Consider the following 22418-nt stretch of genomic DNA (forward strand, 5'->3'; position numbering starts at 1 on the left):
TGTGAACGAACTACAAAACTAAAAAACAAATAATAAGTTTGCAACATGTTTGCAAATACGAATTTTGCATATAAATTCGTGTGATATTGAAAGGAGTTTTACTTATGAAAGAAATTAAAACAGAACAAGAATTCAAAGACATCATCGCAAGCGAGGAGCCTGTAGTTGTTAAGTTCTTTACTACATGGTGCCCAGATTGCGTACGTATGGACAACTTTATCGGAGATGTAATGGAAGAGTTCAATAAATTTGAATGGTATTCTATTAATAAAGATGAGTTTCCAAGTATCGCTGAAGAGTATCAAGTAATGGGTATTCCAAGTTTACTTGTATACCAAAATGGTGAGAAGTTAGGCCACTTACATAGTGCTAACGCAAAAACTGAAGAGCAAGTTACTGAGTTTTTAGAAGCATACTAAAATAAAAGCCCTCTGGAAAATATTTTTCAGAGGGCTTTCATCTATTTTCACACTTATCTTTTGACGTTTTTCATCGTTTAATGAATTACACCTTGTCATTATAAGAATAATACATAGTAAGAAAAGTATTCGTTTCTTCATCCATCTCCCCTCCTATCTCTTTAGTAAATAAACTCCAATTCGGTTTACACCCTGACTTTGTACTTTTCAACATATTTTTCCTTCACGAAACTTTGTTATCCCCTTCTTAAAAAGCTATAAAACGTCAACAATGTTTGTATAGACCCACACGACTTTCGTTTGATACTCTATTTATAGAAAGAATTCCTTTAAAGAAAGGTGAGTGATTAAAATGGATACTCTTTCTCATAAAGAAGCTGATAAAGGTGCTATTGTCAGCATTATGGCCTACATATTTTTATCCTCTATGAAAATCATCATCAGTTATATTACCCTCTCTAGTGCATTACGTGCTGACGGTTTAAATAACTTAACGGATATCGGTGCTTCTTTAGCGATATTAATTGGTCTAAAAATATCTCGTAAACCTCGTGACCCAGATCATCCGTATGGGCATTCGCGGGCCGAACAAATCGCATCACTTGTTGCGTCCTTCATTATGGCAACAGTCGGATTAGAAGTTGTTATTAGTGCCATTCAATCTTTCTTAAATCCGAAACAAGCAGCACCTAATGTACTCGCTGCATGGGTTGCTTTATTTTCTGCTGTCGTTATGTACTGCGTGTATTTGTATACGAAAAAAATTGCAGCACGAACAAAAAGTAAATCATTAGAAGCCGCTGCAAAGGATAATTTATCAGATGCACTCGTAAGTATTGGTACTGTAGTAGGTATTGTCGGTTCTCAGTTCCAAATGCCTATTTTAGACCCTATTGCCGCTTTAATTGTAGGTCTTATTATTTGTAAAACTGCATGGGAGATTTTCGTAGAATCTTCTCATATGCTAACAGATGGAATTGATCCTGATAAAATGGAGGAATACGCTGATGCTATTGAGCATATTGGCGGTGTGGAAAACATTGTAGATATTCGAGCTCGTATGTACGGGAATCAAACGTACGTTGATATTACAATTGAAGTAGATGCTCGTATGGATGTTGGAGAAAGTCACTGTATTACTGACAATATCGAGGCTATGCTTCGCAAAAAGTTTGGAATTTACCATGCACACATTCATGTTGAGCCAATGAAAAAAGAACCTATTATGACATAGGTTCTTTTTTTATGAACGTTTTATGAAATATAACACATAAAACGAGCCAGCTACCGCCAGCTGCCCATCCTGCTAATACGTCAGATGGATAGTGCACGCCAAGATATATTCGGCTAACTGAAATAGATAATACAACAAAGCTTGCTATAAGAATAATTAATAATTTTTTATGCAATGAAATACGATCTTCAGTAATTGTGACGTATGCAATAAATCCTAAAAAAGCAGTAGCATTCATCGTATGACCGCTCGGAAAACTATATCCAGTTGCAGTAACAAGCTGCGTGACATCAGGTCTTGCTCGTTCGTACCATAGTTTAAGCATACTGTTTAAATAACGAGATCCGTAGTAATTAATTGTTAGAAGTAACGCACTAAGCAACTTTTTTCTAACGAGAAAATACATTACAAGAATAATGAGTAATGGAAAATATATTCTTTTGGAACCGATAAAAGACACCCAAGTAAAATAGGTCGTCAAATAATCGTTTCGAAAGCTTTGAATAAAATGTGCGACTATATTGTCGAAATTCTCAATACAAGCGGTATGATACGAAAGTGATAATACGACAAAACAAATGAGTAACGTAAAACTTAGCAAGTATAAATGTCGATATCGTTTCACATACATAACCTCACTATGCAAAAAAATGGAGCGGTTGTTTTAGTTTTCCTCTCCATTTCTTTTTTATGCATAGTTTATTAAAAAATATAATTATTAATTTTTTGCTTCATCTCAGGGATATCTTCTCTTGTTACGGTAAAACGAATCACCTTCTCATCAAGATCAAGCGCCTCAGCGAATAATCCAGCTAAACCACGGGATTTTCTATCTACTTCCATAATAATTTCTAGTCGGTCGTATGCACGTGGCAAGATTAATAATTCTAATTCATCTAATTTCCCATAATGCTCTCCAGAAACCGGAATAAACTCAAATTCTTGTGCGAATGGAACTTGCTTACATAATCGATGCGGTAATTCTTCACATTCTATATGACGTGCTTTAAACCCTAATTCATTTACACTATCTAAAACACTACTTAATAATGCATTGGGTAACACTTGAACGTAGTCGCGGTCACTTGGGTCTATACTACGTTTAATATCAAGACCTGTATGAATCCAAACCGTTTTCATACCAAGTGTAAGTGGTGCTTCAATTGGCATTGGAAAAGAAAATGGAATTTCAACTTTTTCATTCGGTTCTACAGAAAAAGGTTCTGTTAAGCGTACTCGCTCTAAATCATATGTTGCTGTTACTTTTTTATCATCCACTTCTCGTACATAAGACGTCGATAATGTTAAGTAAATGCTTTCAATTTGTTGGCTAACTGAACCTCCAGTTATATGAACCTTTCCAACTATTTCTTCCCCAACAATATACTCATCTTTTTCAAGAACAGTATCTACCTTTGCACTTCCAATACCAACGCTTGCTAAAAATTTTTGAAACATGGAGTCTTCATCCTTTCTAAAGCAGAAGCTACATCTTGTTTTAAATCTTGTACATTCTCATAGTACGGCGTTTTTATTTGTAACATTCGCATAAGCATTTCGCGATTATAATTTTCCAAAGTTAATTCTTCGTACCATGGTTTTTCCTTTTTTTCATTAGATTCATATCCTGCATATAATAAAAATAATGAGAAATGACCGAGCGCATAAAAGTCACTACGAAAGTGAACTTCTCGCATCAAAGCTTGTTCACCTTCGTAAGTTGTAGCTCGCTCATCATCCTCACCTTTCCATTTAGCCAATCCAAAATCAATAATACTAATTTGATTTTCTTTCATTAGTATGTTTGGAATGCGTAAATCTCGATGAATAATGCCTTCACTATGAAACACCGATACAATTTCTAATATTTCATATAAAATCTCAAAAACTTCACGTTCTGTATATACATACCCATCTATGAAAATATAATCTTCAAAATTTTTACCAGGCATGTACTCCATTACAAAGAAGCTCTTTTTCTCCCATATGAAATGATCATATAGACTAGGAATTGCATGATGATTCAATGTTTGTAAAATCATTTTCTCTTGTTCAAATGATTTTCTACCAGACTCATATCTTTGTTTACTTTGTCTTAATTGTTTTAAGACTTTATATCTATTTATTTGTAAATCATTAACGACATATGTAACCCCATAACTGCCCATTCCAATTACTGATTCAATTTTATAACGTTCTGCAACAATTGTATTTTTTCGCAGTGGTCTATCAAATAAAGCTAGTACACGACGCCATTTCATCAGCTACTTGAAAAGAAGCTACGGCTTTTACGTTTTCTTTTATAATGTTGATGTCCATAACCAGATGAACGTCGTTTATAATCGCTACTTGAATAAGAGCGCCCTCTACGACGATAATCACTACTTGAATACGAACGATATTTTTTCTTTCCTAATAAAGAATCAATAATTTTTTTGAACATTCCTTCACCTCTTGAGTAAAATTTCCTTTTCATTATACCAATAATTATTGACTATATTTGTGACAGGTTTGTAAAGAGTAAAAAACGACGAGTTATGCCCGTCGTTACTTTCATTCATCCTCTTCATCAAAAACTTCATCAATCATACATTTCTCTAATAAATACTCAAATGTAATATCTGCGAGATCTTCAATTTCTTCTCGTTTTGGGACGTACCCTCTTTCAATTAGTTGCTCATAAAAAAACTCCGCAATCTCTTCCGTATCAATCACGACTTCAATTTCCTTCATGAGCATCACTCCTTTATTTCTGTTTTATGAAAAAATCTCAAAATTATGTATATGAGATTAGAAAAATAGATTTTATTTTTTTATAGGTCATAAGCTTTGGACGAGATGCATACGATTGTAGTACAAGCTATTCAAAGGGGGAAATAATAATGGAAAATCAATATGAAGTAGGACAAACAAAAGAAGAGTTCATGCATGAAGATCAATGGGCAGACTCTCTTATAAAGTGGCTTTTTATTTTTTTAATAGTTGTAGGCATACCTTATACTGCATATGTTGTTGTTCAATTTATTCTCTCTTTCTAGTTAACTATTTTTTCTCTGTCAATTTAACTAAATAATTATGAACAACATCCATTACAATTTTATATTCTTCATCTTTAAATGTATCGAACAATAATTGATAATCGTTATAAATATCAAGTAACCCATCAATGATTTCTTGACGATTCGTCTTAACACTCACTTTTTTCGAGTTGTTAATTGACTTTAACTTACCTAAATCTAATTTATTCATACCTGCTTTATCTTGTTTCAGTTTCTTCAAAATTGCATTTGCCGTTTGAGCATTCGCAAGTAACGTTAAATCTGACTCATCCGCTTCTAACCATTCACCATCCGTAATCCGTGACAATTCATAAATTGTATCTTCCCATGCGTCATTCTTATATCTCCATACTTCTGTACGAAAACCAACAATACGGAAAACATCTTTATCATATCCAGTTACTTGCACAAGATCACCAAACGTGAAATTATAATTTAATTCAATCCACTCCGTATCGCCCTTTTTCATATCTTGCTCTGTAACGTGCTGCAATGTTTGCTCTACGTAAAATCCATCGTGATTATTGACTTCGTATACATAAACTCCATCTAAAATCTTCATATTTGTGATTTTCCCAACGGTTCCATATAGCGTAATCACGACTATGTCCCCTACGTTGTATTTAGGTTGTTTTTTTCTTGCCATCTCTATCTCTCCTTTTTTTGACGTCGTGATTTTGATATCAGTATATGCAACCTACATAAAAACGCTTATCACAGAAGCTTATATTCATAAATTTTTTCAATAAAAATTATAATCTTATAAAATTTACGTTACACTCAAAAAAAAGCTAGTAACTAGACTAGCTTCAAATCAACAAATTTCGTATAAAAAAACATACAGAATACTTCACTTTAAACAAAGTAATGTATTCTGTATGTTTTCAAATAGTTTTTATCTATCTTGTATGTATAAATCCCAGGCTTCATCAAATATAGACATACTTTCTAGCATTCCGCTCAACTCTAAGTATGAACTAATTTCATCATAGTCTTCAGATTGCTTCGGAAAACTTAAATCATCATACATCGCCTCTGCTAAATCTGAAATTTCATTTCTAAATAAAGCTGCACGATGCTTCATCATATAATGGTAAAATGTTTTTTTCAAAAATATTCCCTACCTTTCTAACTTGGGTACATTATACAAGGCGAAAAAGAAAAAAACCAGCATAAAAGCTGGTTAAAAGTCGAAATAATTTCTTTTTAATAGACGCGGTCTTCCCATTAATTCTTCATACGTTAGTTGTTTTGGTAAATCTTTCGTGTAAATTAAAAATAATTGATCTTCAATTTCTTTTACTGTATGGTCTGATTGATAGTCCATCCCGCACGAGGAACAAGAAATACATGGTGTCTTTTGGATTTCAATGGCTTTCGTACCATCTGGTAATTCCCAATATACAGTATTCAAGCTTTCTTTCGCTTCTGTACTGTCACACCACATACAATTCATACTGCATCACCCTCAGTTTTTTTGTCGTTTTCTTCTAATTTAGCCATTTGTGCTTGATATTTTTTATCTTTTAATTGATCACGCTTATCACGTTTATCTTTTAAAGATGCATGCGTATCATTATCTTCATAGTCTTTACGACGGTTCATACGCTGTAAGTCGTCTGGAACGAGGTTAAATTTCTTATCGCTCATAAGACCTGCGATACCAACATCTGAACGTTTTTCTTCGTAGTTCGGATAAATCTCTTTAAAGTATCCTTCCGCTCTTCCTGGAATATAGCTCTCTGGCTCTGGATACGTCGTAATAACACCTTCAAAGTTACGAAGTACAACTTTATCTGCACTTTGTGAGATTAAATAGTTTGGTTGAAGTGCAATTTTACCGCCTCCACCTGGCGCATCAACAACGAATGTCGGAACAGCATAACCAGATGTGTGTCCACGTAAACCTTCAATAATTTCAAGACCTTTAGATACTGGTGCACGGAAGTGACCGATACCTTCAGATAAATCACATTGATAAATGTAATATGGACGTACACGGATTTTTACTAAGTCATGCATAAGTTTTTTCATAATTGGAACGCTGTCGTTAATACCAGCTAAAATTACTGCTTGGTTTCCGACTGGAACACCAGCATTCGCTAACATTTCACATGCCTTTTTCGATTCTTCAGTAATTTCAATAGATGTATTGAAATGTGTATTTAACCATACTGGATGGTATTTTTTAATAATGTTACATAAATTTTCTGTAATACGTTGTGGGAATACTACTGGTGCTCTCGTTCCGATACGAATAATCTCAACATGCGGAATCTCACGTAAATTTTTTAATACATATTCTAAAATTTTATCGTTAATTAGAAGTCCATCACCACCGGAGATTAATACATCTCGTACTTGTGGTGTTTCACTAATATAAGCAATCGCATCATCTAATTGTTTCTTCGGTACACCCATTCCAATTTGTCCACTAAAACGACGGCGTGTACAGTAACGACAATACATAGAACATTGATTTGTTACTAAGAATAGTACACGGTCCGGATAACGATGTGTTAGCCCTGGAACTGGTGAATCTTCATCTTCGTGAAGCGGATCTTCTAAATCATATTTTGTTTTATATAACTCTTCCGAAATCGGTACTGATTGCATCCGAATCGGACAGCGTGGATCATCAGGATTCATTAGCCAAGCATAGTACGGTGTAATGTTTAACGGGATCGTTTTCGTTGAAATTTTAACGCCCTCTTCTTCTTCAGGTGTTAAGTTAATTACTTTTCTTAAGTCATCTAACGTTTTGATCGTATTCGTTAATTGCCAAACCCAATCATTCCATTGCTCTTCAGTAACATCTTTCCATAATTCGATATCCTTCCAGTGACGATTTGGTTTGTATACATCATGTAACATTGCTATTCCCCCTTTTTATACGCTCATCCTTTATATAAGCAATAGTTATGCCAACTTTACATTGTTGATAAGTAAATGTGCGGAGAACCCTATTACATAAGCGAAAAAATATTTTTAAGCGTTGTATGAAATCAATACTTAACATCATATTCATTACTTTTTATATATGTAAACGCTCTTTTATTCGTGCAAACACACAAAAACCGCCGATTATTCGGCGGTTTTGTCGTACTTGCTCAGTTTATATTGAAGCGTTTGACGAGGGATACCTAACATTTTTGCGGCTTGTAATATATTCCCTTCCGTTTCAATCAACGCTTGATCTATTAATTCTTTTTCTGTTTGATGAAGTGCTTCTCTAAGTGGCATTATACCCTTCTTCTTCGAAAAATTCTCTTTCCGAAATGTACGTGGTAAACAATTGGCTGTTAATGTATTCCCTTCTGCAATAATAACAGCATGTTCAATCGTATGTTTTAACTCTCGGACATTTCCAGGCCACTGATAAGCTTGCAGTCTATCTTTCGCTTCCTCATCAATTTGAAGTACACCTTTTTTATAACTTTTATTATATTCTTTCAAAAAATAAGATGCTAATAATAGTACATCCTCAGTTCTTTCACGAAGCGGTGGGATATATAATGAAAATACGTTTAAGCGATAATATAAATCAGTGCGAATTTTATTCTCTCGTAAACATATTTCTGGAGGCTGGTTCATTGCGGTAATAACACGAACATCTACTTTTCTCGTCTTATTATCACCAATTCTTCTAATGACTCCATCTTCTAACACTCGTAACATTTTTGCCTGCAAATCAAGAGGCATTGAATTCAGTTCATCTAAAAATAATGTACCACCATCAACAAGTTCAAATAGCCCAGCTCTTTCAATCGCTCCTGTATAGCTTCCTTTTGTCGTTCCAAACAATAAACTTTCTAATAGCGACTCTGGTAAAGCTGCACAGTTTTGTGCAATAAATGGCTTGTTTTTTCTTTTAGAAGCTTCATGAATTGCTTGTACGAACAGTTCTTTTCCTGTTCCTGTTTCACCATATATTAAAACATTTGCGTCTGTTGGTGCTACTTTTTGTGCTAACTCTTTCGTCTGTTTAAACCGCGTATCATTTGTCACTATCGTCTCAAATGCAGCATGCTTTTTAATCACTTTTTTTCTAGATGATCGCTTTATTTTCGACTGTAAGTCAACAATTGTGTCAGTAAGTTTTTGAATTGTAGAGTAATCCTTTGCAATTTCAACAGCCCCAGCAATATTCCCATCTATAAAAATAGGTAACGTCGTATTTACTGTACAAACATCTTCACCATTTAAATTTTGATAATGCTGTGCTTGATGTACGATAGGTTTTTTTGTATCTAGTACTTTCATCAATGTACTCGTTTCCCTTGATAAAGACGGGAACGCTTCTAACAGATGTTTCCCTAACACTTTTTCAATCTTCGATCCATCGTGTTTCGCAGCTACAGAATTATAAAATATTGTAATTCCATTCTCATCTACAGCGTGTATAGCCTCATCAATACTGCCCAAAATCGCTTCAATGACTTCTTGTGTCGAAACTGCTAGCAATGTCATCCCCCCTCTTGCCGAAAATCCAGCAATTATATGCCGAATTTTCGGCACACCTATGTGCGATTGTAAGCATGACGATTCCGTTCTATAATTTTGACCAATTTTATATTTTCATTAGATAACTCGAAACTCTAATTAGTACAGCTTTTCGAACACCCAGCTCCACCTAACTGTTTTGCTTTACAGCCGAATTTTGAGGCGGAAGTTTTACTGCTTTCGAATAGCTAGATAGATCTTTCACCCATATATTCATATCTTCCAACTTATCGAAAATGTAGCAATTATTCGCCAGTCTTCCTGTATACGTATAACCTAATTGATGAAAGGCAGCATTCATTCCGAAAGAAAGCGATCGAGCAATTGTATAGGAGCAGAAAATAGATCTTTCTCGAAGCTCTTCCTCTAATTTAATTAGTAAACTTTTCATAAATCCATGTTTACGATATTCAGGTAAAGTAGCACAATTCGTTAATTCTGCATTCCCTTCTTTTATATTCATTTCTGCAGATGCTGTACTAATAATTTTTCCCTCATATTCATATACGTAGTAAATTGTATCGTCTTCTTTCATCGTCTGTAATACATAACTCGCTTCATTTAAAGGTGTCGGATACACTTCAAATACTTTTCCGAATACAGTTGCTAATTCTTCTGCATCTTCTTCAGTCGCTTTTCTCAGCAAAAATTTCTCTGGAACTACTTTTTCTTTTATTTCTTTTCCTTTTACACCGCTTAATATAGTATCTTCCTCAGTCCAATGCATACTATTTCGTCTTTCATCATTATTATATTTCACCAAAAAGTATGCATCGTGTCCTTGAAAATAATGAGGTATCGTTGCTTCCAACAAAAAACCGAAAGAGAGCCATGTTGAAACATGCTCTCCCTTTCCTTTAATAATACATTTAGTGAAAGAATGTTCCTCTGCTAGTTCGTCAATTGTCTGTATAATACTTTCAACATTTCCTGTATAGTGATCTACCCGAATACGCTTATTAAAATAATCTAAAACGCCTTCTACTGTATAACAATTCGTCTGTTCTCTAAAAGATTCATAGTATTTCATTTTTTCACCTCACACCAATCTAGTAATGTACATGCAATAATTTTTGCGGCAGCTATCATTTTATCAACTTCTATATATTCGTTTGGATAGTGTGCTACTTTCGTCTCTCCTGGACCAAATACTATTGTTGGTACGTTTGCAATTTGTGTAAATAAACCTCCATCAGTCCCCCACGGAGATGCTTCAATAATTGGTTCGTTCCCTTCGATTTCAACAAAGTTGTGATGAAGTGTTGTAATGAGTTCATGATTCTCTTCTAATTCACCAGGAACCCATCTCGCTCCAAACCACTCTACTTCTACTGGATTTTCAACAAACCAATTGTCCACATCATTTAATTCAACAATCCAATTCTCAAACTCTTCTTTTGCCGCCTCTATAGTCTCATTCGGCGCAACACCGCATCTTCCTTCTAAAATTAATTCATCTGGAACAGAACTTGGCCAACTCCCTCCTTCAATTTTCCCAATGTTAATTGGAATTGGAATCGGAATCCCTTTAAATAAAGGATCTGTAATTCGACTATTTCTTTTCTCCTCTAGCTTTCTTACATGTTCTATAACAAACATACTTTTTTCAATTGCACTAACCCCTTCATAACGCGTTCCACCGTGTGCAGCTTTCCCTTTTACACGTAAACGAAACCACATGGAACCTTGTTGTTTCGGGAAAAACTTCATATTAGTAGGCTCTGGAATAATGACACCATCTGCCTTATATCTTCGTAATATAGTTGCTAATGTCCCTGCTCCGCCACTTTCCTCTTCTATTACACTTTGAAAATAGATGTCTCCTTTTAATTCAATGCTAGATTCAATAATCGCTTCCATTGCAAGCATGAGTGCGACATTTCCACCTTTCATATCCGTCGTTCCACGGCCATATATACGATTTCCTATTTTCTCACCGCTATAAGGATGATGTTCCCACTGATTCACATCCCCTTCTGGAACTACATCAATATGCCCATTTAATATCATAGATTTCCCGTCGCCACTTCCTTTTAAAGTTGCTACAATATTTGGGCTATCTGAAAAACTTGTACGGGGTGATACAAAATAAGGATGATCTTTCATTTTAGAAAAAGAAGGCTCCCATATATCGAGGTCTAAACCTAATTCACGTAATTTTTCAATCACAATCGCCTGCGCACCGCTTTCATCACCAGATACGCTCTTTTCTTGAATTAATCGTTTTAAAAATTTCACACTTTCCTCTTCATGGCTCTCAATATAATCACAAACTTGCTTTTTTAATTGCTCCATATATTACATCTCCCTTCATTCAATTACTAGTAAGTTAGAATTAATTTGAAAATCAGCTTCTGTATGTCGTTTTATATCTTCTACTGTGTATGGGCTCATTAATTCTTGTAATATAAGTCCACTCGGAGTTACCTCCATGACTGCCATATCAGTAATAATTAAATCTACACATTTCTTTGAAGTTAATGGCAATGTACACTCTGAAACAATTTTTGCATTTCCGTACTTATCAACATGATTCATCACAACAACGACCCGCTTCGCTTTTTGTGCTAAATCCATTGCTCCACCAATACCTGGAACACGTTTTCCAGGTACAATCCAGTTTGCTAAATCACCATTTTCACTTACTTGTAATGAACCAAGAATCGTTATATCTAGCAAACCTTTTCGAATCATACCAAACGCTGTGCAACTATCAAAATAACTCGCTCCTGTTATAAGAGAAGTTGGTAAACCTGCTGCATTACACAAATTTTCGTCTTCATTCCCTTTACTTGGCGTTGGTCCCATGCCGACGATTCCATTTTCCGCATGAAACATAACATTTATATCGTCAGGCAAATGATTTGGTACAAGCGATGGTATGCCAATACCTAAATTTACAATCATACCATTTTGTATTTCTTTCGCCGCACGCCTAGCAATCTTATCCCTCACTTCTACGCCCATACCCATTTCCAGTTCACTCCTTCCGACGGTACAATATAATTTACGAAAACACCTGGAACGACAATTTCCTCTGGATCTAAACTTCCAAGCGGGACTATTTCTTCTGCTTCTACAATTGTTATATCCCCAGCCATCGCTACATGAGGATTCATATTTCGTGCACTTTTGTCAAATACAAGGTTACCAAACGGATCTGCCTTTTTCGCATATACAATTGAAACTTCAGCAGTTAATGCTGTTTCAACTAAGTAGGTCTTACCATTCATTTCAACTGTTCGTTTTCCCTCTTCCACAATCGTATCAACACCAACATCAACTAAAACACCACCAAGACCAACGCCACCAGCGCGAATGCGCTCTGCTAATGTTCCCTGCGGAGAAAACTCAATTTGTAATCTTCCCTCGTTTAGTTGCCTTCCTGCATTTGGGTTGGAGCCAATATGAGAAGTAATTAGTGATTTAACTCTTTCATTTGTAACAAGACGACCGATACCTACATCAGGGAATCCAGTGTCATTTCCAATCAAATTTAAATTTGTAACGCCTTTTTCTAAAATTGCCTGTATTAAAGATGGAGGGGATCCAATCCCTCCAAATCCCCCAAACATTAATGTCATATCATCATGGAACAAAGAAATTACTTCCTCAATTTCTTTTAATTTACCGAATGTATTTGTAATAGTTGTCATGCGATACTATGCCCTCCTTTTTGCATCATCTCTTCCACACTTTTAGAGAAAATTGAAAGTAATTCATCTAACTCGGAATATGTAGTTGTCATTGGCGGTGCTACAAGCAGTGCACTATCTTCTTTTCCTGCTTGCCCTGAAACTGCTTGGTATAAAAGTAGGCCATTTTTAGCTGCAACTGAAATAAGCTCCGACGCTTTTGTAAACGGTTGCAATTCTACTCCGATTAGCAACCCTTTTCCGCGCACATCAGCAATGATTGTCGATTGTTGCTGAACTTTCTGTAAGCCTTTTATTAAATACTCTCCCTTTTCTGCTGTTTTTTCAGGGAGATTATGTTTCTCCATATATTCAATAACAGCTAAAGCCGTTGCTGCAGACAATGGATTGGCACTTAACGTATGACCGCTCATTACTGAACGTGACCCACGTAATATTGGTTCCATAACACGATCACTTACAACTGTCGCTGCCATCGGTGTATATCCCGCTCCTAACCCTTTACCAAGTGTCATGATATCCGGTTCTACACCCCAATGCTCCATTGCAAACCATGCTCCAGTACGACCAAGCCCAGTCATCACTTCATCCGCAATAAATAAAATATCGTAATGGTCGCAAATATCTTTAATGACTTTATAATAGTCTTTCGGCGGAACAACCGCGCCTCCAGCTGCTCCGATAATCGGCTCAGCAATAAAAGCAGCAATATGCTCTGCACCAATTCTTTCAATTGATCTTTCTAGTTCAGTCGCACATGCCAGCTGACAAGTTGGATATACCTTTTGAACAGGGCATCTGAAACAATATGGAGCTGGTATAGTCGGATAATCTTCCAAAATAGATACGAAACGTTGTCTACGTAGTGGGTGACCAGACATCGATAACGCACCCATCGTAATACCGTGATAACTCATCCATCTTGATAATATTTTATGTTTCCCTTGAATACCTCGCTCTTGAAAATGCTGAATTGCAATTTTCATAGCTGTTTCATTTGCTTCCGTACCACTATTTACAAAGAAACTCCAGTTCAAATCTCCTACACTTAAATCACTTAACTTCTTTGCTAATTTTTCAGCTGGTTCACTCGTAAACTGTGATCTATAAACAAAAGCAATCTCCTCAGCTTGCTTTTTAATAACGTCTGCAATCTCCTTTACGCCATGCCCAATACCTGCCGTAATTGCTCCTGACGAACCATCAAAATATTTATTACCATTTTGATCATACAAATAAACACCTTTTCCATGTGAAATCATTGGATACGGCTGACCAACAAGTGGTTTAATTAAGTAATCGCGCATAGCGCTCCCCCATTTCTCCAATTTGTATATATATATGAAGAAAATTGACGTTTCTTTCATAAAAAAGAATCCTCTGCAAAAGCAGTGAATTTATCAAAAAACTATTATAAAATATACAAATGAGTGCTTAAAAACATTTATAAAACAGAAAATTCAGAACTCAAAGTGAAGACCAATCCTTTTCTATACGCCCAAATAACCCTCCCTTTTATATGAAATGACTACATCACCAAATGTTTTTATAGCATAATGCCAGCTGCCCTTAAATGCCGACATTCTGTACACTTCGACGGAACTCCCGTTAAACTCCTTCCTAATATCCTACTTTAAATTGCATATTTTAAAACAAATTTCGACACCCCACCTTACTAACCAATTCAAATTCATATTTAATATGTAAACTTTTCATTTTTAAACTATAAAAAAAGAACCGATTAACCACACTAATCAGTTCGTCATGACGCTCTCTTATGGGTTAATACTGTCAATTGCTAAAATAAATAGAAAAATCATGTTTACAAATTCATCCTACAGCCTATAAGACAAAACCTTTTCATAACTTCATTCACAATTACTATCGGGATATCCCTATCCCGAAGTGGCACCCCTTTCCTCAGATTCAAACTACCTTTCCTTTATAATTTATGTAGGACAATTATCACTTTGTATGTGTATTTGCCTATAATTAAAAAAAACTCTAGTTTTCTAGCGATTGCTGGACATGTATTCAATATGTTAATTGAAATGCAGTTTCAATTTGGCATTTATTTTACTTTCGTGCAGTCATATGTACTGCTTTACTCTGCCAAATACTCGTAAGCACCAGCACCTCTTTATGAAAACATATTTGTTGTCAATTTTTAATTTTCCCTTTATAAAATTATTTTTTTCGCATAACCGCTTTCTTGCTTCGCATATAGTTTTAATGATGACAAAGGAGGAATGTTCATGTCTCAATCTGAAATTGAAAAATATGGACAAGAAGTTACGCAATACGAACAGCTCGCACGTTACTATCAGTTTCGTAATCCTAAAAAATATATAGAATTATATATGAAATATTGCGATGCACTTTCAAAACTTGTACAGGCGCATGAGAAAAGGGATTCACAAGAAGCTGCTTTACCGTCACATATAAGAATTTTTCATGCCGATCCAAATATATCAGCGGTTGATATTTTAGTAAACGGACAAAAGGTTATTAAAAGTATTTCATTTAAGCAATTCAGCCCTTATTTATCATTAGTGCAAGGTAAATACCGTATAGATATTGTCCCTGTCGGAAATGAAACTCCAATCTTTTCAGCATTGGTACCAATAATGGGAAATCATACTTATACTCTTGCTGCAATAAATAGTGATAATCACCTACAATTACAACCTATACTTGATAATACACATTTACCAGCTGGTCAAGCTAAAATACGCTTTGCACATTTCTCTCCAGATACCCCTGTTGTAAATGTAGATTTAAAAGATGGAGATCATTTATTTGAAAATGTACTCTTTAAACAAATAACAGATTTTTTACAAGTTAGCCCTGGTACAGCAGATATTGAAATTTCACTCGCAGATAATAAAAACGTTTTATTGACTATTCCGAAATTCAATGTTGAACCAAATGTTATTTATACAATTTCAATAGTAGGTTATTCAACTAAAGATCCTAAATTAGAAGCCGTTATACTTACAAATTAAAACAGTCTACACCATTCATTTGGTGTAGACTGTTTATTTTTGAAATGCAATTTGAAATTCTGTCCAATCGTTATCTGATCGACACATAATGGATCCATTATGTTTTTCCACAATTTGTTTACATACAAATAATCCAATACCAGTTCCTAACTTTTTAGTAGTTACAAATGGTTCAAAAATCGTTTCTACATTTTCAGCTGGAATCATTGGTCCATTATTTTTTATCACAATTCGAATAGCTTGATCTTCTTCAAATACATCAATGATAATTTTTCGTTCTTCTTTCATTGATTCAAGAGCATCAATTGAATTCATTAATATGTTTAAAAATACTTGTCTCACTTCACTTCGATAACCAACAAGCGGAATTGGATACGGTAAATTCTTTTCAATCAAAACATTCGCATTGACCAAACTCGGATATAAGAATTGTATAATGTCTTGAAACAAGTCATTAAGCCAAAACCGTTCCGATTCATTCCACATTTCTTTTTTCGATACGAGTAAAAATTGCGAAATGCGAAAATTTAATTGATCTAATTCATGCGAAATAATATCTAAATACGATAAACTCGGATGATCTGCCTTTAATAATTTGACAAACCCCATAATGGAAGTAAGCGGATTACGAAATTCATGTACAAAACTAGCTGACATTTGTCCTAAAATCGTCAGCCTTTCTTTATGTGTTTCGTTAATATATTGCTGTTTTTCCTCTAAATTCTTCGATATAATTTCCGAGTATTTTAAAACAGTATAATAAATTAATTTGTCAAAACAAGTATGTATTTTTGCCATAATTGGTTTCAATTCACGAGCGCTAACATCTAATTCACACATCGCTTCGAAAAGTTCATTTCTTCCCACGTTTGCGTTATAAACAAAATCTCCAATATTCGCATCTGCTCCAGCACGTTCAATAGCAATTTTCTCGCATAACGGTTGAAGATAATTTATATCTTTATCTTCCATAGTAAGTTCGATAATTAACTCTAGTAAATCCTCTCCATTTTGAACTACTTCTAGTTTAAATGGATCTTTTTCGGAAATTATCATTTTGTTTTTCCAGTTCTCTACGAATTGGTGCCTATTGTTTTTCAAGTGTGAACAAAATATTTCTTTAATATCCTTATCGATTGGAAAAACCTCCATTCCCTCCATTTCCATACGACGAATACCCTTTATATTTTGAATATTAACACAAAAAATACGATTCGTTAATAGATTTTTGTCACATTTTGTTAATTTCTGTTGATAAAATTATTTTTTCTTTCTTATTTAACTAATTGTATGCAAATTCCCTTTTTCCTTCACATATTTTCATTATTTCCGTAGTCAAAACGACTTTTTTTTGCATCATTTTTAATTCTTGCGTACAATAGAAAATGAAAGGTGTGAAAAATATGGTAAATAAAAATGTGGAAGATTATCTCCAAGAAGGCATTTACGGCCAAAAGCAAAACAAACCAGAAGAACGTAATATGTATTTAACTACATTACGTGAGCGTGTAGAAATCGCTTTAACGATCGGTCAAGTAATGCAAAGTAATGTATACTCTGAAGTGGCAGGTAGCATGCGCTCTTCTCAATCATTACAACTCCTCCTAAATGGTAGCATTGCTTACCCACATTTATCAAAATACATTAAATTAGCAAACGAAAAAAATGTTCCTTTTACAATTGTTCAAAATAAAGATACAGAAACACCAATCGGTTTAGTATTAACTCATGCTACTGCTGTAGATAAAGAACAAATTTATGTAGAAGATACTATTTTCAAACAAGAAATGAAGTAAAAGTTACACTTAATTAAATAGTTACTAAAAGCGTAAAAAAACGAGTATGGAATCGTAAACATTCCCTACTCGTTTTTTAGCGCAAATTTTAAGTTTTCTATTTTATTTTTTAATACATACTAATTTCATTTCTGTCATTTCTTCTATTGCATATTTAATTCCTTCGCGCCCCGTGCCACTTTCTTTCACACCACCATAAGGCATATGATCTACTCTGAACGTTGGAATATCATTAATCATGACACCACCAACCTCTAGCTCATCAATTGCACGCATTGCTTTAAATAAATTATTTGTAAATACTCCTGCCTGTAAGCCGTAACGCGAATTATTTACTTGCTCAATCGCTTCATCAAATTCTTTAAATGTATTTACTGTCATGAGTGGACCGAATACTTCTTGGCACTGCACAGATACATGATCTGGAACATTTGTTAATACAGTTGGTTCAAAAATTCTTGCATCCCGCTTCTTACCACCGCATAAAACAGTTGCTCCTTCCTTAATTGCTTCTTGAACCCACATATCAATTCGCTCTACATCTTTTTTTGAAATTAAAGCTGATACATCCGTTTCCTCAAGCAGTGGATCACCAACAACAACTGATTCCATCGCTTTCTTTAGCTTCGAGAGAAATTCATGCATTTTCGTTTCATGTACAAAAACACGTTGTACGGAAATACAAACTTGCCCATTATTAACAAATGCTCCCCATTTTACACGTTCAATTATTTCATCTGTTAACTCTACATCTTCATCAATAATAACAGCAGCATTTGAGCCTAGTTCTAACGTAACTCGTTTTAGCCGAGCCTTTTGTTTTATTCCGATTCCAACTTTTGGACTTCCAGTAAAAGTAATAGAAGCAACGTAATCATTTTTGACGATTGCCTCACCAACCGTGACGCCAGGGCCAGAAATGATATTTAAAGCTCCATTTGGCAATCCTGCCTCTTCAAATAACTCAACTAATGCATAAGATGATAATGGCGTTTGATCAGCTGGCTTTAATACAACTGTATTTCCAGCAGCAATTGCTGGTCCAACTTTATGCGCTACTAAATTTAACGGGAAATTAAATGGTGTAATAGCCCCTATAACCCCAATCGGCTTTCGGATTGTATATGCAATACGCCCATCCGCACCAGGTGCGGCGTCTAATGGCAATGTCTCACCATATATACGCTTCGCTTCTTCAGCTGCAAATTTGTACGTTTGAACAGTACGATCTACTTCTCCCCTTGCAGCACGTATTGGTTTTGCAGCTTCTTTTGCAATAATCTCTGCAAATTCTTCTCTTCTTTCATCCATTTTTTGTGCAACTTTCTCTAAAATAGTCGCACGATCATATGCAGATAATTTATTCATTTTTATCATTGCATTTTTTGCAGCAGTAACAGCCTCTTTTATATCTTCTTCCGTTCCTTGTGCAATTTCCGCTAATGTTTCTTCAGAATATGGTGCGTATAATGGTTTATACGTGTTTACAGATTTCCAATTTCCGTTTATATATAAATGCTTTTTCATACTTCTTCTCCTTCCAAATATATGTATACAACAATACTTCACCTAGTGAAGGTTTCAACTTATGTCATTGTATCATAGCCCTTATCCCTCAAAAAACATTATGCTCAAAAAAACTCTGCTATATAGCAGAGTTTACGAGCTAATTTGCTCTTGTAACGAAATTTGTTTTTCATCTTCTAAAATAACAATCGATTCTACTATCTTTGTAACTTCTAATCTTTTTATATAATGTCCATCTAATTCTTTCACACAAAACTTATAATTTTCAATTTCAACGGAATCCTCTTCAGCAATCTCTATATTCTTCGTTAAAATCCAACCACCGATTGTATCAACACCATCATCATCAATCCCTAAACCAAATAACGTATTCACTTCACTAACAAGTACTTTTCCCCCTAGTATCGTCTTCGTTTCACTAACCTTTTGAATTTCTGGCTGCTCATCCGTATCAAACTCATCCTGAATATCTCCAACAATTTCTTCCAAAATATCTTCAACAGTAACAAGTCCAGATGTCCCACCATATTCATCTATCAATATAGCAATATGTGTTCTTTCTTTTTGCATTTTTAAAAACAAATCATGAATTGGAATAGAATCGATAACTAAAATAATTGGTCTCATATATTGCTCTACTGTCTTCTTATTAACAGCTTTATGTTGTACAAACTCAGTAAAAATATCTTTAAAATTCACAAAACCTATTACGTGGTCTTTGTCACCATCAACAACTGGATACCTTGTATATTTTTCGCGAGACATTTTTTGCAAAGCTTCTTCAGCAGGCATTTCTTTACTTATAATATTCATTTCAGTTCGAGGTACCATTATTTCTTTTGCAATCCGATCATCAAATTCAAAAATTTTATTTACATATTTATATTCAGATTGATTAATCTCACCATTTTTATAACTTTCTGAAACTAACAACCGTAATTCTTCTTCTGAATGAACCTCATCATGCCCCTTCGGCGGTTTCAGCCCTAGCAGCTTCGTAATGATTCGAGCTGAACCATTTAATAGCCAAATGAATGGGAATGCAATACGATAAAAGAAAATTAACGGCTTAGAAACAAGCAAACTCACTTGTTCAGATTTTTGAATTGCAAATGTTTTTGGGGCCAATTCCCCTATTACAACATGTAAAAAAGTAATTAACAAAAATACTAAAGTTACAGCAAAAATGTCTGCTAGTTGAGTAGAGATATTCCAATTTGCAAAAAGCGTATCAAACATTTGCTTTAACGCAGGTTTACCAAACCACCCAATTCCTAAAGCTGTAACAGTAATTCCTAACTGACAAGCAGATAAATATTCGTCTAAGTTTGTAATGACTGTTTTGACCGATGTTGCACGATTATTTCCTTGTGCAATTAAATAGTCAATTCGTGAACTTCTCACTTTAACAATTGCAAATTCTGCTGCAACGAAAAATGCCGTTAAGGCAATTAAAACAATCACTATACTTATACTATATATGTCCAAATACTTTTCCTTACTTACATTGTAAGCAAGGAAGCCACCTCCTACTTAATTTTATTCAAGTGAAGTAAGCATTCTAATACTCTAACAAAATTCTACATTAGCAACCACCTTTTTATATATTATATGCATACATAAAAAAGATATTTATCATTATGATAATCTAATTCATTTACACTCGTCAAATTATTCTAAATGTTACGATAAAATTTTTTTATTTAAACGAACTATTCTTCTCAACTCAATTTCGTGAAAAAACACTTTCTTTGCCGATTCCACACTTCTTTTGTCGCACTAGAAGGGAACTTACTTCATAGCTCGAAATCATTCAACAGGATATATATAGGAGGGATTATTTTGGAATATAAAACACCATTTATCGCAAAAAAATTAGGTGTTAGCCCAAAGGCTGTTGTCCGGATCGCGCAACAATTAAATCTTACGATAGAAAAAAACAAATATGGCCACTTTATTTTTACACAAGATGATGTCGATCAAATGTTAGAACACCATCTATTTCAAATAGAGCAGTCTCAAAATCCTCAACCTACTCAAAAGACTTCCTCAAATGAGGTTGAAGAATTAAAAACTCAAGTCAATACAATTGTTCAAAACATATCATCGAATGATTTTGAACAATTAGCTGATCAATTAAACACTATTACGAGAAGACTCGATCGAATGGAAGAACAAATGCAAGATAAGGCAAATGATGTCGTCACGTACCAACTTTTACAACACCGTCGTGAAATGGAGGAAATGTTAGAACGAATTCAAAAGTTAGAAGCTGCCCTAACGAAAGAAGAACCCATTTATATTACTCCTGATTCAAAACCAACATACGAACGAGAAAAGAAACCGAAGCGCCGCAAAATGATTTTTAGTATATTTGGATTATAATTTTTAGACCCTTATTAAAATAATAAGGGTCTTTTTTAATGAAGAGTTATATCTTATAAAAATATTATTCTCTTTATTATACATATTCACTTCGTTTTATTTCGTTAACATAATATTTTTACTGTATTCTGCAATTAATGCCTGTGCATGAGCATTCCCTTGAATCACATCACGAAATTCTTTTAAAGAATACAAATGCGTAACCCCTTTTCGAGCATGAATTCTTACTGGTACACCTTGTAAAGTATCATGAAACTGAAATGGATTATCTATCGGTTCAATTGGAAAACCGAGTGTAAGTAAATACATATACATTCTTTTTGTTACTGCTGCAATGTACCATTCAGCTTTTGTTTCTAACGCATGTATAAATAAAATAGCTGTTAACCTTTTAAAATGTCCTCTCCCACGAGACGTTTTCGAAATACTTAACTTGCCTATTTCATACACATTCTTCAAATCTTTTACTAAATCATTTTTAGAAAACGGATAGAAAAACTCAGAATTTGATTGTTCAGGTACCGTATACTTAATACATTCTACTGTACCAATAGGATGTTCATCTTCTATTAATAAAAATCGTGATGGATTTAAATTACGTTCTACGAACATTAAGTTTCTTTCTTCACAAAAATCTCCCCATAGTTGCTCGAACCCAAAATGTTCTTCCTTTGTTTGAACACGCTGGAACATATTTAACCGCCTTTCCCATCGTCGCTCTGTTTTTTGATAACGCTTTCACTATCTATCATATAAGAACAAATCTTCGTATGCAACTAAAAATATTTATTACTTATTATATTCTGCAAAATGAATTAGATTCCAATTTAATCG

Annotated in this window: 25 protein-coding genes; 6 read left to right on the forward strand and 19 right to left on the reverse strand. The window is 34.4% G+C overall.

All coding sequences use genetic code 11. From position 1 onward, the window contains the following. Positions 1-104 precede the first annotated feature (104 nt). Both DN400_RS23160 and DN400_RS23165 read left to right on the forward strand, forming a co-directional pair. Positions 105-419, forward strand: a complete 315-nt coding sequence (locus DN400_RS23160; protein WP_000658787.1) for a thioredoxin family protein — start codon at positions 105-107, stop codon at positions 417-419. Positions 420-771: 352 nt separating this feature from the next. Beyond that, a complete protein-coding gene (locus tag DN400_RS23165; protein ID WP_000380385.1) occupies positions 772-1653 on the forward strand; it encodes a cation diffusion facilitator family transporter in 882 nt (293 codons plus the stop codon). Here DN400_RS23165 and DN400_RS23170 read toward each other — a convergent pair. The 5 genes from DN400_RS23170 to DN400_RS23190 form a co-directional block, all read right to left on the reverse strand. Further along, the gene (locus DN400_RS23170) at positions 1643-2278 is read right to left on the reverse strand and encodes a phosphatase PAP2 family protein (protein ID WP_000833369.1); all 636 of its coding nucleotides are present in this window, start codon (positions 2276-2278) and stop codon (positions 1643-1645) included. The two genes, DN400_RS23165 and DN400_RS23170, sit on opposite strands and share 11 nt — an antisense overlap. 77 nt (positions 2279-2355) lie before the next feature. Continuing rightward, a complete protein-coding gene (locus DN400_RS23175; protein ID WP_000486624.1) occupies positions 2356-3111 on the reverse strand; it encodes a sporulation protein in 756 nt (251 codons plus the stop codon). Continuing rightward, a complete protein-coding gene (locus DN400_RS23180) occupies positions 3093-3914 on the reverse strand; it encodes a serine/threonine protein kinase (RefSeq protein WP_000872058.1) in 822 nt (273 codons plus the stop codon). The genes DN400_RS23175 and DN400_RS23180 overlap by 19 nt, the downstream gene beginning before the upstream one ends. Then, a complete protein-coding gene (locus tag DN400_RS23185) occupies positions 3914-4096 on the reverse strand; it encodes a hypothetical protein (RefSeq protein ID WP_000473371.1) in 183 nt (60 codons plus the stop codon). The genes DN400_RS23180 and DN400_RS23185 overlap by 1 nt, the downstream gene beginning before the upstream one ends. Positions 4097-4206: 110 nt before the next feature. Next, entirely contained in the window at positions 4207-4386 is a 180-nt protein-coding gene (locus tag DN400_RS23190) for a YozD family protein (RefSeq protein ID WP_000658451.1), read from the reverse strand. Between the two features lie 149 nt (positions 4387-4535). Here DN400_RS23190 and DN400_RS23195 point away from each other — a divergent pair, with 149 nt between their 5' ends. Beyond that, positions 4536-4691 carry a DUF3930 family protein gene (locus tag DN400_RS23195; protein ID WP_000431486.1) on the forward strand — a complete coding sequence of 52 codons (156 nt, stop codon included), beginning with the start codon at positions 4536-4538 and terminating at the stop codon, positions 4689-4691. Between the two features lie 4 nt (positions 4692-4695). On the opposite strand, the gene DN400_RS23200 is transcribed toward DN400_RS23195, so the two are convergent. The 10 genes from DN400_RS23200 to DN400_RS23245 all read right to left on the reverse strand — a co-directional run bounded on the left by DN400_RS23200 (position 4696) and on the right by DN400_RS23245 (position 14178). Further along, positions 4696-5358, reverse strand: a complete 663-nt coding sequence (locus DN400_RS23200; protein WP_000101490.1) for a hypothetical protein — start codon at positions 5356-5358, stop codon at positions 4696-4698. 249 nt (positions 5359-5607) lie between these two features. After that, on the reverse strand, positions 5608-5823 hold the full coding sequence (locus DN400_RS23205) for a YozE family protein (RefSeq protein WP_000750717.1): 216 nt from the start codon (positions 5821-5823) through the stop codon (positions 5608-5610). Positions 5824-5895: 72 nt separating this feature from the next. Beyond that, complete coding sequence (locus tag DN400_RS23210) at positions 5896-6168, reverse strand: YokU family protein (protein ID WP_000995766.1); 273 nt, start codon at positions 6166-6168, stop codon at positions 5896-5898. Next, positions 6165-7586 (reverse strand): lysine 2,3-aminomutase, encoded by a 1422-nt coding sequence (gene kamA, locus DN400_RS23215; RefSeq protein WP_000902145.1) that lies wholly within the window; start codon positions 7584-7586, stop codon positions 6165-6167. The genes DN400_RS23210 and kamA overlap by 4 nt, the downstream gene beginning before the upstream one ends. Positions 7587-7796: 210 nt before the next feature. Beyond that, complete coding sequence (gene rocR, locus DN400_RS23220; protein WP_023521852.1) at positions 7797-9182, reverse strand: arginine utilization transcriptional regulator RocR; 1386 nt, start codon at positions 9180-9182, stop codon at positions 7797-7799. 163 nt (positions 9183-9345) lie between these two features. Next, positions 9346-10245 carry a putative beta-lysine N-acetyltransferase gene (gene ablB, locus DN400_RS23225; protein WP_000878591.1) on the reverse strand — a complete coding sequence of 300 codons (900 nt, stop codon included), beginning with the start codon at positions 10243-10245 and terminating at the stop codon, positions 9346-9348. Then, positions 10242-11510, reverse strand: a complete 1269-nt coding sequence (locus DN400_RS23230) for a peptidase (protein WP_147801953.1) — start codon at positions 11508-11510, stop codon at positions 10242-10244. Before DN400_RS23230 ends, ablB begins: the two co-directional genes overlap by 4 nt. Before the next feature lie 15 nt (positions 11511-11525). Beyond that, positions 11526-12188 (reverse strand): CoA transferase subunit B, encoded by a 663-nt coding sequence (locus DN400_RS23235; protein WP_000525276.1) that lies wholly within the window; start codon positions 12186-12188, stop codon positions 11526-11528. Beyond that, positions 12173-12871, reverse strand: a complete 699-nt coding sequence (gene atoD / locus DN400_RS23240; RefSeq protein WP_000208107.1) for an acetate CoA-transferase subunit alpha — start codon at positions 12869-12871, stop codon at positions 12173-12175. The genes DN400_RS23235 and atoD overlap by 16 nt, the downstream gene beginning before the upstream one ends. Next, positions 12868-14178, reverse strand: a complete 1311-nt coding sequence (locus DN400_RS23245) for an aspartate aminotransferase family protein (protein WP_001205877.1) — start codon at positions 14176-14178, stop codon at positions 12868-12870. The genes atoD and DN400_RS23245 overlap by 4 nt, the downstream gene beginning before the upstream one ends. Positions 14179-15126: 948 nt before the next feature. Here DN400_RS23245 and DN400_RS23250 point away from each other — a divergent pair. After that, positions 15127-15876 (forward strand): DUF4397 domain-containing protein, encoded by a 750-nt coding sequence (locus DN400_RS23250; protein ID WP_000083276.1) that lies wholly within the window; start codon positions 15127-15129, stop codon positions 15874-15876. 33 nt (positions 15877-15909) lie between these two features. Here the strand turns inward: DN400_RS23250 and DN400_RS23255 are convergent, their stop codons facing one another. After that, positions 15910-17043 carry a BA2291 family sporulation histidine kinase gene (locus tag DN400_RS23255; protein WP_000425086.1) on the reverse strand — a complete coding sequence of 378 codons (1134 nt, stop codon included), beginning with the start codon at positions 17041-17043 and terminating at the stop codon, positions 15910-15912. A 236-nt stretch (positions 17044-17279) separates the two neighbouring features. Here DN400_RS23255 and DN400_RS23260 point away from each other — a divergent pair, with 236 nt between their 5' ends. After that, a complete protein-coding gene (locus DN400_RS23260; protein WP_000247562.1) occupies positions 17280-17672 on the forward strand; it encodes a YueI family protein in 393 nt (130 codons plus the stop codon). A gap of 102 nt (positions 17673-17774) precedes the next feature. Here DN400_RS23260 and DN400_RS23265 read toward each other — a convergent pair whose 3' ends face one another. After that, on the reverse strand, positions 17775-19199 hold the full coding sequence (locus DN400_RS23265) for an aldehyde dehydrogenase family protein (protein ID WP_147801954.1): 1425 nt from the start codon (positions 19197-19199) through the stop codon (positions 17775-17777). A gap of 132 nt (positions 19200-19331) precedes the next feature. Beyond that, positions 19332-20687, reverse strand: coding sequence for a hemolysin family protein (locus DN400_RS23270; RefSeq protein WP_147801955.1), 1356 nt, complete (start codon positions 20685-20687; stop codon positions 19332-19334). A 354-nt stretch (positions 20688-21041) separates the two neighbouring features. Between DN400_RS23270 and racA the strand changes: the two genes are divergently transcribed. Then, positions 21042-21584, forward strand: coding sequence for a chromosome-anchoring protein RacA (gene racA / locus DN400_RS23275; protein WP_000456013.1), 543 nt, complete (start codon positions 21042-21044; stop codon positions 21582-21584). A gap of 96 nt (positions 21585-21680) precedes the next feature. Here the strand turns inward: racA and DN400_RS23280 are convergent, their stop codons facing one another. Beyond that, positions 21681-22277 (reverse strand): hypothetical protein, encoded by a 597-nt coding sequence (locus tag DN400_RS23280; protein WP_000487795.1) that lies wholly within the window; start codon positions 22275-22277, stop codon positions 21681-21683. Positions 22278-22418: the final 141 nt, after the last annotated feature.

The organism is Bacillus sp. AR8-1, assembly GCF_008042345.1.
GTDB lineage: Bacteria > Bacillota > Bacilli > Bacillales > Bacillaceae_G > Bacillus_A > Bacillus_A cereus.

Excerpts from the sequence above, each read along its gene's own strand:
- DN400_RS23160 (WP_000658787.1), top strand. The coding sequence starts at position 105 with ATGAAAGAAATTAAAACAGAACAAGAATTCAAAGACATCATCGCAAGC.
- DN400_RS23165 (WP_000380385.1), top strand. The coding sequence starts at position 772 with ATGGATACTCTTTCTCATAAAGAAGCTGATAAAGGTGCTATTGTCAGC.
- DN400_RS23175 (WP_000486624.1), bottom strand. The coding sequence starts at position 3,111 with ATGTTTCAAAAATTTTTAGCAAGCGTTGGTATTGGAAGTGCAAAGGTA.
- DN400_RS23180 (WP_000872058.1), bottom strand. The coding sequence starts at position 3,914 with ATGAAATGGCGTCGTGTACTAGCTTTATTTGATAGACCACTGCGAAAA.
- DN400_RS23185 (WP_000473371.1), bottom strand. The coding sequence starts at position 4,096 with ATGTTCAAAAAAATTATTGATTCTTTATTAGGAAAGAAAAAATATCGT.
- DN400_RS23190 (WP_000658451.1), bottom strand. The coding sequence starts at position 4,386 with ATGAAGGAAATTGAAGTCGTGATTGATACGGAAGAGATTGCGGAGTTT.
- DN400_RS23195 (WP_000431486.1), top strand. The coding sequence starts at position 4,536 with ATGGAAAATCAATATGAAGTAGGACAAACAAAAGAAGAGTTCATGCAT.
- DN400_RS23200 (WP_000101490.1), bottom strand. The coding sequence starts at position 5,358 with ATGGCAAGAAAAAAACAACCTAAATACAACGTAGGGGACATAGTCGTG.
- DN400_RS23210 (WP_000995766.1), bottom strand. The coding sequence starts at position 6,168 with ATGAATTGTATGTGGTGTGACAGTACAGAAGCGAAAGAAAGCTTGAAT.
- kamA (WP_000902145.1), bottom strand. The coding sequence starts at position 7,586 with ATGTTACATGATGTATACAAACCAAATCGTCACTGGAAGGATATCGAA.
- rocR (WP_023521852.1), bottom strand. The coding sequence starts at position 9,182 with ATGACATTGCTAGCAGTTTCGACACAAGAAGTCATTGAAGCGATTTTG.
- ablB (WP_000878591.1), bottom strand. The coding sequence starts at position 10,245 with ATGAAATACTATGAATCTTTTAGAGAACAGACGAATTGTTATACAGTA.
- DN400_RS23230 (WP_147801953.1), bottom strand. The coding sequence starts at position 11,510 with ATGGAGCAATTAAAAAAGCAAGTTTGTGATTATATTGAGAGCCATGAA.
- DN400_RS23235 (WP_000525276.1), bottom strand. The coding sequence starts at position 12,188 with ATGGGTATGGGCGTAGAAGTGAGGGATAAGATTGCTAGGCGTGCGGCG.
- atoD (WP_000208107.1), bottom strand. The coding sequence starts at position 12,871 with ATGACAACTATTACAAATACATTCGGTAAATTAAAAGAAATTGAGGAA.
- DN400_RS23245 (WP_001205877.1), bottom strand. The coding sequence starts at position 14,178 with ATGCGCGATTACTTAATTAAACCACTTGTTGGTCAGCCGTATCCAATG.
- DN400_RS23250 (WP_000083276.1), top strand. The coding sequence starts at position 15,127 with ATGTCTCAATCTGAAATTGAAAAATATGGACAAGAAGTTACGCAATAC.
- DN400_RS23255 (WP_000425086.1), bottom strand. The coding sequence starts at position 17,043 with ATGGAAATGGAGGGAATGGAGGTTTTTCCAATCGATAAGGATATTAAA.
- DN400_RS23260 (WP_000247562.1), top strand. The coding sequence starts at position 17,280 with ATGGTAAATAAAAATGTGGAAGATTATCTCCAAGAAGGCATTTACGGC.
- DN400_RS23265 (WP_147801954.1), bottom strand. The coding sequence starts at position 19,199 with ATGAAAAAGCATTTATATATAAACGGAAATTGGAAATCTGTAAACACG.
- DN400_RS23280 (WP_000487795.1), bottom strand. The coding sequence starts at position 22,277 with ATGTTCCAGCGTGTTCAAACAAAGGAAGAACATTTTGGGTTCGAGCAA.